Source organism: Mesorhizobium sp. P2_B5, from assembly GCF_056404775.1.
This window is the reverse complement of sequence record NZ_JBFUDJ010000002.1, coordinates 150,640-162,755: the sequence shown is the minus strand read 5'-3', so window position 1 is coordinate 162,755 and position 12,116 is coordinate 150,640. Positions and strand designations below refer to the sequence as shown.

Here is a 12,116-nt window from a genome sequence, read left to right as displayed (position 1 = left end):
GCTCGACGGCGGCTAGCCGGGTCCCCGCTGCTTCGCAGCGTCCCAGCGTTCGCGACCTTTCATCGTGCCACTGGCACGATGAATTCGCTGCGCGAACCGGCCGCTCACCCCTGTTCCTGCATGCGCCGTGCGATCGCCCGGTGCAGGTCGGGAGCAGCCGCCACCAGCGCCTTTGCCGCCTCCGACTGGGGATGGTCGAGCACATCACTAGTCTTGCCGCGCTCGACGATCCTGCCGTCATGCATCACCAGCACCTCGTCGGTGATGGCGCGGGCGACGGTCAGATCGTGGGTGATGAAGAGATAGGCGATGCCGAGCTTCTGGTTGAGCTCGGCGAACAGATCGAGGATCTGGGCGCGGATCGAGACGTCGAGTGCCGAGACCGGCTCGTCGGCCACCACCAATTTCGGGCGTGTGATGATGGCGCGGGCGATCGATAGGCGCTGGCGCTGGCCGCCGGAGAATTCATGTGGATATTTGTCCATGTCGCTGACGCCGAGGCCGACTTCGTGCAGTGCATGCGCCACCATCTCGCGCCGCTCGGCAGGCGTCGGCTTCTTCTCCAGCACATGCAGCGGCTCGGCGACCAGTTTCTCGACCTTCTGGCGCGGGTCGAAGGAACCGTAGGGGTCCTGGAACACCACCTGCATGTCGCGCCGCGCTGGCTTCAGCTCCGCCTCGCTCCTGCCGGTGATGGTTTCGCCGCGGAAGCGGATCGTTCCCGAGGTGGATTTGTCGAGCGCCAGGATCATGCGGGCCAGCGTGGACTTGCCGCAGCCGGAGCGGCCGACCAGCGCCACCGATTGACCCGGCGTCAGCGACAGGGAGACGTCGTTGACAGCTCGGATCGGGGGCGCGGGTTTGAACAGGGAGATACGCCGCCCAGGATAGTCGCGCGTCACGCCTTCGACCTGAAGCAGGGGTTTGCCCTCTACGGTAGCATGCGCCTTGGCGCGCGCCGGCACATGCATCGAGGCCAGCGCCAGCTGGCGCGTGTAGGGATGCAGCTGTTCCGACAGCGTGCGCGCGGTGTCGCCGGCTTCCATCACCTCGCCGTGGCGCAGGATGGTGATGCGGTCGGCCATTTCGGTCACGACGGCGAGGTCGTGCGAGATCAACAGCAGGCCCATGCGGTTTTCGCTGACAAGGCCGCGAAGCAGGTCGAGGATCTGCGCCTGCAGCACCACGTCGAGCGCCGTGGTCGGCTCGTCGGCGATCAATAATTTGGGTTTCAATGCGCAAGCAATGGCGATGACCACGCGCTGGCGCTGGCCTCCGGACAGTTCGTGCGGATAGCGCGACAGCGGGAATTTCGCCTCGGGCAGGCCGACGCGGTCGAGTATTTTGCGCGCCCGGTCTTCGGCGTCTGCGCGAGTTGCTTTGGTGTGCCAGCGTATACCTTCGGCGACTTGTTCGCCGATGGTTTTCACCGGATTGAGCGCCGTCATCGGCTCCTGGAAGACCATGCCGATGTCGTCGCCGCGCAGCGCGCACATCTGGTCCTCGGTGGCCGCAAGGATGTCGATGCCGTCGTAAGAGACGCGGCCGCTGACGCGCGCGGCGTGCGGCAGAAGCTGCATGATGGTCAGCGCCGTCATCGATTTGCCGGAGCCGGATTCTCCGACCAGCCCCATCACCTCACCGGGCGCGACTGAGAGCTCCACCCCTTTCAGGATCGGCGTGTCGCCGATCGCCAGCGACAGGTTTTCGATCTCCAGCAAGCTCATCGCTGCCGCCGCGATTTCGGGTCGAGGATGTCGGCAATGCCGTCGCCGAGCAGGTTGAGGCCGAGCACGGTGATGACGATGGCCATGCCCGGGAAAATCGCCATCCATGGCGCCACCACCATGCGCGTCTGGGCGTCGAACAGCATGCGGCCCCAGCTCGGCATTGGCGGCTGTGCGCCGAGGCCGACATAAGACAACCCGGCTTCGGCGAGGATGCCGAGCGCGAACTGGATGGTGCCTTGCACCAGAAGCAGCGTGGCGATGTTGGGCAGCACGTGTTCGATGCTGATCTGAGTCTTGCTCTTGCCGGCAGCACGCGCGGCGAGGATGAATTCGCGCGGCCAGATCGCCAGCGCGCCGGCGCGGGCGACGCGGGCAAACACCGGAATGTTGAAGATGCCGATGGCGATGATGGCGTTGATCGCGCCCGGCCCGAAGATGGCGGTGATCATGATCGCCGACAGCAACGCCGGGAAGGCGAAGACGAGATCGTTCAGCCGCATCAGCGCCTCGTCGACAAATCCGCCGCGCGCCGCGGCAAAGGTGCCGAGTGGCACGCCGACGCCCATGCCGATGCCGACCGCGACCAGTGCCACGGCGATCGAATTGCGGGCGCCGACCATGATCATCGACAGGATATCGCGGCCGAAATGATCGGTGCCGAACCAGTGCGCCGACGAGGGCGCGAGCGTCTTGTCCGAGATCACCAGCTTGGTCACGTCGTAAGGCGTCCAGACGTAAGAGACGAGCGCCATTGCCACCACCAGCACAGTGATGGCGAAGCCGATGAGGAAGGAGCGGTTGCGGAATGCTTTGGCCAGGATGCTGCCAAACGTCTCCTCTGGGATGTCGATGTGCAGCGTCATTGCCGGCCTCGAAGGCGGGGGTCGACGATGGCGTAGGAGACATCGACGACGAGATTGACCGCAATGACGGCGACGACCAGCAGCATGACGATGCTTTCGACGACAATTAGGTCGCGCTGGGTGATCGCCTGGAACACCAGCCGGCCGAGGCCGGGCAGATAAAAGACGTTTTCGATGATGATGGTGCCGGCAAGCAGGAAGGCGAATTGCAGGCCCAAAATGGTCAGCACAGGGATCATCGCATTGCGCAGCGCGTGCCGCCACAGCACGGCGCGGTAGGGCAGGCCCTTGGCGCGAGCGGTGCGAATATAGTCCTCGTTCAGCACCTCGATCAGCGCCGAGCGAGCGACGCGAGCCAGGATCGCCGCTTGCGGCAGAGCGAGTGCTACGGCCGGCAGCAGCAGCGATTTCAGCGCCGGCCAGACACCGGCACCCCAGCCGGGAAAGCCGCCGGCCGGCACTAGCCGCAGCCAGACGGCAAAGAGGTAGATCAGCATCAGCGCGAACCAGAAGTTCGGCACGGCAACGCCGAGTTGGGCCGCGCCCATGGCGATGGTGTCACCGGCCCGGCCGCGCCGGCTGGCGGAATAAAGCCCGACCGGAATGGCGATGATGGTCGACAGCGCCAGCGCGATCAGCGCCAGCGGCAGGGAAACCGCCATGCGTTCGCGCACAAGGTCGATGACCGGCACCGAATAGGTGTAGGAGCGGCCGAAATCGAGGCTGAGCAGGCCGCCCACCCAGTGGAGGTAGCGATAGGCCAGTGGTGCGTTGAGCCCCATCTGGTTGCGCAGCAGCTCGACCTGCTCGGCGCTGGCGTTGAGTCCAAGCATCAACCGTGCCGGATCGCCGGGCAGGATTTCGAGCACGGCGAAAACGACCATCGAGGCCAGGATCAAGGTCGCGATAGCGATGGCGAGGCGTTTGAGGAGGTAGGCGGTCAATCCGTCCACTTCACCTTGGTCAGGTCATTCGCCTGGATCGGCGCGTTCTCCCACAAGCCTTGCAGCTTGGCGTCCCAGACGCCGACCTTCGGCAGTTCGTAGAGGAAGCCGACCACGGCATCGTCGGCCAGGATCTTCTGGGCTTCGCCGAGCAGCGTGTTGCGCTTGGCGTCGTCGGAGGTGAGTTTCAGCTCGGCGATGATCTTGTCGAAGGCCGGATTGTCGTAGTTGAAGTAATAGTCCTTGCGCGAATAGATATCGATGTCGTTGGGTTCGGTGTGGGAGACGATGGTGAGGTCGTAATCCTTCTTGGTGAACACCTGATCCAGCCACTGCGCCCATTCGACCGGAATGATCTCCAGATCGATGCCGACATCGCGCAGTTGCGAGGCGATGATCTCGCCGCCGAGGCGGGCATAGGAGGGCGGAGGCAGTTTCAGCGTCGCCTTGAAGCCATTTTCCAGGCCAGCCTGTTTCAGCAATTCCTTCGCCTTGTCGACATTGTGCGGATAGAGGCCGGTGAGGTCGACATAGGCCTTGCTGGCGGGCGACATGTGCGAGCCGATCGGCACGCCGAGGCCGGCCGAGGCGCCGTCGATGATCGCCTTGCGGTCGAGCGCGAAGGCAATCGCCTGCCGCACCTCGAGCTTGTCGAAAGGCGGCTTCTTGTTGTTGATCGCCAGAATGGTTTCGCCCTCGGTCGAGCCGATCACCACCTTGAAACGCGGGTCGTCCTTGACCTGCGCGACGCTGTCGGGGTCGAAGAAGGGGAAGGCCTGGATGTCGCCGGAAAGCAGTGCCGGCACGGAAGCCGCGGCATCGGGAACGATGCGGAACTCGGCCTTGTCGAGAGATACCGGAGCGCCCCAGTAGGTGTCCGATTTCACCAGGGTGATCGATGAGCCCTTGGCCCAGCTCTGGAACTTGAACGGGCCGGTGCCGATTGGCTTTTCCTTGTTGGTGTCGGCGCTCTCCGGCGCCACTATCACCGCGTCGCCCCAGCCCATATTGTAGAGGAACGACCCTTGCGGGTTCTTCAGTGTGACCTTGACCGTCGCCGGATCGACGACTTCGACCGTGTCGATGGCCGCGAACAGGCCCTTTTGCGCGTTGACGGAATTGTCGGCGCGGGCGCGGTCGAGCGAGAATTTCACGTCGCTGGCGTCGAAATCGGTGCCGTCATGGAACTTGACACCAGTGTGCAGCTTGAAGGTGTAGACCTTGCCGTCATCGGAAATGGCCCAGCTCTCGGCGAGATCGGGCAGCACTTCGCCGTTCGGACCAATGCGGGTCAGGCCCTCGAAGACGTTGGCGTAGAGCACTTCGTCGATCGCCGCGGCGGCACCGGCGGTCGGATCGAGATGCGGCGGTTCGAGCGTAATGCCGATCACCAGGTCGGTGCGCGCGGCAAACGCCTGAGAGCTGGTGGCCAGCGCCAACAGCGCGGCGGCAAGAATGGTTTTCCACAATTTCATCGTGCAACTCCCAAATGCTCGAACCCTGGTGCGATAGAAGCGTGATTTCGAGGTGGAGTAAATTGCGTTTCGTGCTCTGCGGCGGCGCCGGGAGGAATGTTTTTTCGGCTGATGTCGACGGATCAGCCAGCAGCCGTTCCTCTGAGCAGCACATTGAGCCCGATCGCCATTACTTTGGCCGACTCCACCATGTCCGAGATGCCGACCCATTCGTCGGGCCGATGGGCGAGATCGAGAATGCCCGGACCGTAGGCGATGCAATCGTAGAGGTGGCCGATGCGGGCAATGTGCTTCTGGTCGTAAGTGCCTGGCGAAATGACATAATCCGGCTCGCGGTCGAAGATCGCCATGATGCCTTGCGCCACCGCCTTGACCACTGGCGCATCGCGTTCGGTCATCAGCGGCAGAACTTCCATCAGGTCGCGGATTTCGTAGTCGAACTTTTTGCGCTCGCGTTTCAGTCGGTCGAGGATATCGGTGACCTCGCTTTTGACCGTGGCAAGGTCTTCCTCGAGCAGGAAGCGGCGGTCGATGGTCAGCCGGCAAGCATCCGGCACGTTGGGCGAGGGAAGGCCGGGGCGGAAATCCTCGGTCTGCCCGCCATGGATCGAGTTTATGTTCATGGTCGAGCGTTTTGCCCCTTCGGGTACCACCGGCATGCGCGTCACCTTGCGGTCAAGCGCCGGAAACAGCTCGTCCTCGAAGGCCTGCAGCACGGCGCCCATGTGGCGCACCGCATTGTCGCCGAGGAACGGCATCGAGCCATGCGCGATCTCGCCCTTGGTCTCGATCTCCGCCCACCAGACACCGCGATGGCCAAGGCAGATGCGGTCCTTGTTCAGCGGCTCGGGAATGATGACGTGATCGACCTTGGGTTTCGAGAAATAGCCAAATTTCGCCAGGTGGGCGACACCACCGAAGCCGCCTGACTCCTCGTCGACGGTGCCCGAGATTTCGATAGCGCCGGGAAAATCGGGGAAAACCTCCATGAAGGCCTCGGCCGCGATGATCGACGCGGCAAGGCCGCCCTTCATGTCGCAGGCGCCGCGCCCGTAGACCTTGCCGTCCTTCACCACGCCGGCAAAGGGATCGACACTCCAGCCTTCGCCGGCTTCGACGACATCGATATGCGAGTTGAAATGGACGCAGGCGCCGGGCGAGCGGCCGTCGAAGCGGGCGACGACATTGACGCGCGGATAGCGGTCGGTATCGCCCGGCGTGCCCTCGGCGCGGATAAATTCGGTTTCGAAGCCGCGCTTGCTTAGCCGGGCAGCAATATATTCCGCGCAGGGGCGATAGGCTTCGCCCGGCGGGTTGATGGTCGGGAAGCGGATCAGGTCGGCGGTAAGCTGGACCAGTTCATCGGAACGGTCGTCGATCGCCTTAAGGAGTCGTTCGTTCATTCCCGGATTTGAGCAGGCAAGGGGATGGTTTTGCAAGCGTCACGCCATCGGCGTGGAAAGTACGTGTAGCAGCAGCAACTATAGCGGGAAAATCGTTCAAATTCGCTGGTTTAGATTGGCGATTTTATCAAGGAGTGTGTGTTAGATCACTCACCTGTCGTTAAAAAGATGAAAAACCGCGTGATGACAGAGCAGGCAAGGGGCATCAAAGGGGTTTGATCTCATGACTAAAATCGTTCTCATGGCGGCAGCTTTTGCTGCGATGCTGTTCGGCACGTCCATCGAAAGCAGGGCTGCTTCGCTGGTGGCCAGCATCGACGTCTCGTCGCAAACCATGACCGTCAGCCAGTATGGCCAGGTGCTTTACCGGTGGAACGTCTCCACCGCACGCAGCGGATATTTCACGCCGCGGGGCACCTATCGGCCGCAGCGGACGGCGCGGATGTGGTATTCGAAGAAATACCACATGTCGCCAATGCCTTATTCGGTGTTCTTCCATGGCGGCTACGCCATCCACGGCACCAATGCGGTAAGGCAGCTCGGGCGTCCGGCCTCGCATGGCTGCGTGCGGCTGCACACGGCCAATGCCGCGGCCTTCTATTCGATGGTGCGGGAAGTCGGCTTCAGCAACACCCGGATCGTGGTGACGAACTGACGACCTAAGATTGACGCTGCCGCTGGCCGGCAGCGTCAAACTCTTTTCGGCGCAATTCCCAAGGGAAAGCGCTACGCGCTTTTCCCGGGAAAACCGTTTCACACTTTTCCTGGAATTGCTTTGGCCTGTCCACGCCGGCGGCGACGCCGGCCTGAGATTTCCCACCTCTTGTGGAACCACATCCACTGTCCCGGGTCCTCGCGAACCCAGCGCTCGACGACGTCGGCGAGCAGTTGGGTGGTGGCTGGTACGTCGACGCTGCCGCTTTCATTACGCGGCAAGGTCAGCTTGTCTTCGATCTCGAGGCGGAAGCGGTTGCCGGGCAACCGGATGCAGCGCGCCGGATAGACATCGCAATCATAGTGGCGGGCGAGCATGCCCAGAACCGGATTGCTCTGGCACGGGCGGCCGAAGAAGGTCGTCTCCAGTCCGCTGGAGAATTTCTGGTCGACCAGAACGCCGATATTGCCGCCACTCTCGAGAATGGACGCCAGCGCGAAGGAGGCGCCGGTGGAGGAGGGCAACAGAGCGCCCATGCTCGAACGGCGGGTCGAGTGGATGTAGTCGGCGAGGTACGGGTTGTTGGGCGGGCGAAACAGCGCCGTGATCTGCATGCCGAAGGTCGCGGCCGCCACCGGCAAAAGCTCGAAATTGCCGAGATGGCCGGTGAACAGGATGTGCGGCTTCTGCTCGGTGGCGATGTGCTTGAAGTGATCGGCGCCACCGACTTCGACGCGCCCGGGGGTCGTCGCGTTCGGATCATAGTCGAACAGCGCGTCGAGGAAGATGTATTCGGCGGCAAGCCGGGCCATGTTGCCCCACATGTCGGAGGCGATGGCCTCGATCTCGGCGTCGCTCTTGTCGGGGTAGGCGAGACGCAGATTGTTGACAGCGACGCGGTGGCGTCCGACCCGCGGGCCGATGCGGCGGGCGGCGCGGTCGGCGAAATTGAGCGCGCTGTCGGCCGGCAGCAGACGTAGCAGCGAGATGATGGTCATCGCCGCACGCGCCACCAGCCAGTGCTCCATCTGGCGCAGTCTTCGGCCATAGCGGAACATGAAGTCCCGACGGGCTTTCTTGAACACCTTGCCGACCATTGTCCTAGGAGACGCGCAGGATGATCTTGCCGAACACGTCGCGGCCTTCCATGCGCTTCAGCGCGGCGTCGATACCGTCGAAGCCGACTTCGGTGTCGATGACTGGCGCAACCTGTCCGGCCGCCATCTTCTGCATGGCGTTGGCCATGTTCTCCATGCGGCAGCCGAAGGAGCCCAGCAACTTCAACTGCTGCTGGAAGAGCTGCATCAGATTGATCTGCGTCGACACGCCCGAGGTCGAACCGCAGGTGACCAGGCGGCCGCCGCGCTTGAGGCACAGCATCGAGGCGGCAAAGGTGTCGGCGCCGACATGTTCGAAGACGACGTCGACGCCTTTCTTCTTGGTCAGCTTGCGCACGACGCCTTCGAAACGGTCGTCACGGTAGTTGATGACATGGTCGGCGCCGAGCGCTTTGGCCTTGTCGATCTTGTCGTTCGAGCCGACGGTGGTGATGATGGTGCAACCCATGCGCTTGGCCAGCTGGATCGCCGCCGAGCCGATGCCGGAGCCGCCGGCATGGATCAGGATGGTTTCGCCGGGTTGCAGCTTCGCATTGTCGAACAGCATGTGCTCGACCGTGCCGAAGGTGACGGGCGCGACCGCCGCGCCGACATCGGTCACGCCGGGCGGGGCAGGGACCAGCAGGCGCGCCGGCAGGTTGATCTTCTCCTGGGCAAAACCGTCGAGATGGAAGCCGTGCACGCCCGATACATGTTCGCAGAGATTGTCGCGGCCTTCGCGACAGGCACGGCAGAGGCCGCAGGTGCGGGCGCCATAGATCGACACCAATTGCCCGGGCAGCAGTCTGGAAACGCCGGGACCGACGGCCTCGACTTCGCCGGAGGCTTCGGCGCCGACGACCAGCGGCAGCTTGCGCTTGGCAAAGGCCATGCCGCGCCAGCCCCAGACGTCGATGTGGTTCAGCGCCACCGCCTTGATGCGCAGCGTGACCTCGCCCAGCGCGGGGGGCGGCGGGGGCGGCAGGTCCACCGTTTCAAGACGGCGGTCCTCGATAAGTTGCAGTGCGCGCATAAGGCCTGTCGGTTCTGTTTGAGCGGAAAGCGCTCGCTTAGACCGGTTCCCGCGCCATGACAAGGCAGGTGTTCTGGCCGCCAAAGCCGAAGGAGTTCGACAGAACGCTGCGAACCTCGGCATTGCGCTTCTTGTTCGGCACCACGTCGAGAACGATCGCCGGGTCGGGATTGTCATAGTTGATGGTCGGCGGAATGACGCTTTCGCGCATCGTCATCAGCGAAAACGCCGCCTCGACCGCGCCGGCGGCCGACAGCGTGTGACCGATCATCGACTTGTTGGACGAAACCGGCATCGAGCCGATCCTCTCGCCGAACACGGTCGACAGCGCCAGATGCTCCATCTTGTCGTTTTCCGGCGTCGATGTGCCGTGCGCGTTGACATAGTCGATCTCGTCTTGGCTCAGTCCGGCATCGGCAAGTGCGGCGCGGACCGCGGCGATCGCCGGCGAAGCATCCGGCTTCGAGCGGGTGCGGTGGAAGTCATCGGCCTTTTCGCCACAACCGCCCAGGATGCCAAGGATGGTCGCGCCGCGCGCCAGTGCAGCCTCAAGCGATTCCAGCACAAGGGCGCCGGACCCCTCGGCCAGCACGAAGCCGTCGCGATCCTTGGAGAACGGCTTCGATGCCTTTTCGGGTATATCGTTGTGGGTGGAGAGCGCGGAAAGCAGCGAGAACCGGATCAGGGCTTCGGCGGTCGCCGAACCGTCCGCGCCGATCGACAGCGCACGGTCGCATTCGCCGCGCCGGATCGCCTCGACGCCGAGCTGAATCGCGGTGGCGCCCGAAGCACAGGCCGTCGACAGCGTGATCGGCAGACCACGCGTGCCGAGACGGTCGGCAAGGCGATCGGCGATCGAACCGAACTGGGTGGTCTCGAAAATATCCAGCTCTTTCAAGCCGCGCGCCACCCGAAGCAGTCGTTCGGCGGCGGTGTCATCGCTGTCCTTGCCAGCATTTTTGTCCCTGCCAGCATTGTAGAGCGAGAAGCGCTCGGCCCAGTCGAGTTCGACCGGCGGCGATGCGAGGAAGAGCGGTCCGCCGAAATCGCCGGAATTAAGACCGGCTTCGGTCACCCCTTCGAGGCCCGCAAGCTCTGCTAGCTCATAGGTGAGTGAGCTGGCACCTTTCGAACTCGACGGCAGGAAATCGACCATGCCGGAGATGCGGGTGTTGAGGTGGTCGACGGGAAAGCGAGTGATCGGGTGGATGCCCGATTTGCCGGAGGTCAGCGCCGCCCAATTGTCTGCCTTGCCGACGCCGAGCGAGGTCACCACGCCGATGCCGGTGACGGCGACGATCGGCCTGCCCATGTGATCTCTGAGATTGGCCATCCGGAACCTCTTAACTTTGCAGCATGATCGCGCAGCACTGCTTCAAGCAGCGTTGATCAGCGCCATGCCCTCGAATTGGTGATAGCCGATCGCCGTTGCAAGCACGGTTTGCGGAATGCCTTCGAACGGCTTCTCGGTCGCGGCGTCGAAAACGGGGTAGGCAGCCTTTCGGTCGACAGCCAGTGCGGCGAGCGCCACAGCGAACGGAAACTGCGCTTCCTTCATATGCCCGGTCAGCGTCGCGAAACCGCGCGCCGATATCGCCGGATTGGCATCGAGCGCTGCCTTCTCGGCTGATGTTGCCGTATGCGCGCCGGAAGCGCCGGATATGGCAAGCAGCTTACCGTTCGGGAGTGCTGCCTGTTTGAGCAAGGCCGCGATCTCGGCGTCGAGTTCGCCGCGCGAGCGCCGGGCGCGGCCGGAGACGACCGGTCCGAGCTCGGCATAGATCTTGCGGCCACGGCTTGTCGCGTGTTCGCGCTGTTCCAGCACCAGGAAGGCGCCGCCGGAGCCGGAGACCAGGCCGCCACCCTCGGCACCCTGTCTTTGCCAGACCGGCTTCCACGGGCCGCGATGCAGATAGCCGGCCAGTTCATAGCCGAGCAGCATGTCGGAATGTTCGGTCTGGAAGGCGCCGCCGACCAGAATATGCGTCGACTGTCCCGAGCGGATACGCGCGGCAGCCGTCTCGACGGCGGCGACACCGGCACCTTCCTCGCCCATGAAGGTCCTCGACGATCCGGTCACCTTGTGGACGATGGAGATGTTGCCGGCGAGCAAATTGGAAAGCTGCGCCAGGAAGAGCGTCGGCCGCAATTCGGTGGTCAGCTTCTCGTTGAGCAGCACGTCGCGGTCGTTGCGGCTTTCCGAAGCGGCAAGGATGGCGGCATCGACCGCCTCGTCGCGCTCGCCGCCGCCGGCGGCGACAACCATGTCCATGGTCGTGCAGAGCTCGTCATTGCCCTTGATGCCGGCATCGTCCAGCGCCAGGCCTGCGGCATAGGTGCCGAGCCGCTGCCAGGTTTCCATCTGCCGCTGGTCGCCGCGCTTGGCGATCTGCAGGTTCCAGTCGATCTCGGGCAGCGGATGCACGGTATAGGGTGCAAAGCGCGCGGCTTCGAGCACCGGCTGCAGGCCTGGCTGCGCCAGCTTCTGCCAGTGGGCGTCAGGGCCTTCTCCCAGCGAAGAGACAAGGCCAATACCAGTGATGACGACGTCGCGGGGGCTGCTCATGAGCGGCTTTGTGGGTCACGCGGCGCAGCCCGTCAAGGCCGCGCGCTTGCCCGATATCAGGCGTTCTTGGCGGCGACCAGCGCGTCGATCTTGGCGCACAGGTTCTTCATGACGAAGTAATCGTCGGTCGAGGCCTTGCCGTCATTGACTTCCTGGGTCCACTTTTCCAGCGGCACCTTGATGCCGAATTCCTTGTCGATGGCAAAGACGATGTCGAGGAAATCGAGGCTGTCGATGCCGAGATCGTCGATCGTGTGGCTCTCGGGGGTGATGGTGTCGATATCGATCTCGCTGGTGTCGGCAATGATCTTGGCGACTTTGTCGAACGTGGTGGACAAGGGCTCTTCCTT

At 63.5% G+C, this 12,116-nt stretch carries 11 protein-coding genes; 1 reads left to right on the top strand and 10 read right to left on the bottom strand.

The features are described 5' to 3' along the window. Positions 1–104: 104 nt before the first annotated feature. The 5 genes from AC1D1N_RS07320 to AC1D1N_RS07300 all read right to left on the bottom strand — a co-directional run bounded on the left by AC1D1N_RS07320 (position 105) and on the right by AC1D1N_RS07300 (position 6,415). Positions 105–1,727: an ABC transporter ATP-binding protein gene (locus AC1D1N_RS07320; protein WP_436260427.1), complete on the bottom strand. Its 1,623-nt coding sequence runs from the start codon at positions 1,725–1,727 to the stop codon at positions 105–107. Next, positions 1,724–2,593 carry an ABC transporter permease gene (locus tag AC1D1N_RS07315; protein WP_192257462.1) on the bottom strand — a complete coding sequence of 290 codons (870 nt, stop codon included), beginning with the start codon at positions 2,591–2,593 and terminating at the stop codon, positions 1,724–1,726. The genes AC1D1N_RS07320 and AC1D1N_RS07315 overlap by 4 nt, the downstream gene beginning before the upstream one ends. After that, positions 2,590–3,537 (bottom strand): ABC transporter permease, encoded by a 948-nt coding sequence (locus AC1D1N_RS07310; protein ID WP_112565321.1) that lies wholly within the window; start codon positions 3,535–3,537, stop codon positions 2,590–2,592. Before AC1D1N_RS07310 ends, AC1D1N_RS07315 begins: the two co-directional genes overlap by 4 nt. Next, entirely contained in the window at positions 3,534–5,012 is a 1,479-nt protein-coding gene (locus tag AC1D1N_RS07305; protein WP_477347545.1) for an ABC transporter substrate-binding protein, read from the bottom strand. The genes AC1D1N_RS07310 and AC1D1N_RS07305 overlap by 4 nt, the downstream gene beginning before the upstream one ends. Positions 5,013–5,134: 122 nt before the next feature. Further along, on the bottom strand, positions 5,135–6,415 hold the full coding sequence (locus AC1D1N_RS07300) for an acetylornithine deacetylase/succinyl-diaminopimelate desuccinylase family protein (protein WP_477347543.1): 1,281 nt from the start codon (positions 6,413–6,415) through the stop codon (positions 5,135–5,137). 223 nt (positions 6,416–6,638) lie between these two features. Between AC1D1N_RS07300 and AC1D1N_RS07295 the strand changes: the two genes are divergently transcribed. After that, positions 6,639–7,070 (top strand): L,D-transpeptidase, encoded by a 432-nt coding sequence (locus tag AC1D1N_RS07295; protein ID WP_436260424.1) that lies wholly within the window; start codon positions 6,639–6,641, stop codon positions 7,068–7,070. Positions 7,071–7,168: 98 nt separating this feature from the next. Here the strand turns inward: AC1D1N_RS07295 and AC1D1N_RS07290 are convergent, their stop codons facing one another. Genes AC1D1N_RS07290 through AC1D1N_RS07270 form a run of 5 tightly spaced genes read right to left on the bottom strand, consistent with a single transcriptional unit; the run spans position 7,169 to position 12,104 of the window. Next, positions 7,169–8,167, bottom strand: a complete 999-nt coding sequence (locus AC1D1N_RS07290) for a lipid A biosynthesis lauroyl acyltransferase (protein ID WP_477347540.1) — start codon at positions 8,165–8,167, stop codon at positions 7,169–7,171. Between the two features lie 4 nt (positions 8,168–8,171). Continuing rightward, positions 8,172–9,200: a zinc-binding dehydrogenase gene (locus AC1D1N_RS07285; RefSeq protein WP_477347539.1), complete on the bottom strand. Its 1,029-nt coding sequence runs from the start codon at positions 9,198–9,200 to the stop codon at positions 8,172–8,174. Between the two features lie 37 nt (positions 9,201–9,237). Next, the gene (locus AC1D1N_RS07280; RefSeq protein WP_477347537.1) at positions 9,238–10,533 is read right to left on the bottom strand and encodes a beta-ketoacyl-ACP synthase; all 1,296 of its coding nucleotides are present in this window, start codon (positions 10,531–10,533) and stop codon (positions 9,238–9,240) included. Between the two features lie 42 nt (positions 10,534–10,575). Further along, positions 10,576–11,766 carry a beta-ketoacyl-ACP synthase gene (locus AC1D1N_RS07275; RefSeq protein WP_477347535.1) on the bottom strand — a complete coding sequence of 397 codons (1,191 nt, stop codon included), beginning with the start codon at positions 11,764–11,766 and terminating at the stop codon, positions 10,576–10,578. A 56-nt stretch (positions 11,767–11,822) separates the two neighbouring features. Continuing rightward, positions 11,823–12,104 (bottom strand): acyl carrier protein, encoded by a 282-nt coding sequence (locus AC1D1N_RS07270; protein ID WP_006335407.1) that lies wholly within the window; start codon positions 12,102–12,104, stop codon positions 11,823–11,825. Positions 12,105–12,116: the final 12 nt, after the last annotated feature.

What these genes read in the sequence shown, in the direction of transcription:
- AC1D1N_RS07275 (WP_477347535.1), bottom strand. Translation starts at nt 11,766, where the DNA reads ATGAGCAGCCCCCGCGACGTCGTCATCACTGGTATTGGCCTTGTCTCT.
- AC1D1N_RS07315 (WP_192257462.1), bottom strand. Translation starts at nt 2,593, where the DNA reads ATGACGCTGCACATCGACATCCCAGAGGAGACGTTTGGCAGCATCCTG.
- AC1D1N_RS07295 (WP_436260424.1), top strand. Translation starts at nt 6,639, where the DNA reads ATGACTAAAATCGTTCTCATGGCGGCAGCTTTTGCTGCGATGCTGTTC.
- AC1D1N_RS07300 (WP_477347543.1), bottom strand. Translation starts at nt 6,415, where the DNA reads ATGAACGAACGACTCCTTAAGGCGATCGACGACCGTTCCGATGAACTG.
- AC1D1N_RS07320 (WP_436260427.1), bottom strand. Translation starts at nt 1,727, where the DNA reads ATGAGCTTGCTGGAGATCGAAAACCTGTCGCTGGCGATCGGCGACACG.
- AC1D1N_RS07280 (WP_477347537.1), bottom strand. Translation starts at nt 10,533, where the DNA reads ATGGCCAATCTCAGAGATCACATGGGCAGGCCGATCGTCGCCGTCACC.
- AC1D1N_RS07290 (WP_477347540.1), bottom strand. Translation starts at nt 8,167, where the DNA reads ATGGTCGGCAAGGTGTTCAAGAAAGCCCGTCGGGACTTCATGTTCCGC.
- AC1D1N_RS07305 (WP_477347545.1), bottom strand. Translation starts at nt 5,012, where the DNA reads ATGAAATTGTGGAAAACCATTCTTGCCGCCGCGCTGTTGGCGCTGGCC.
- AC1D1N_RS07285 (WP_477347539.1), bottom strand. Translation starts at nt 9,200, where the DNA reads ATGCGCGCACTGCAACTTATCGAGGACCGCCGTCTTGAAACGGTGGAC.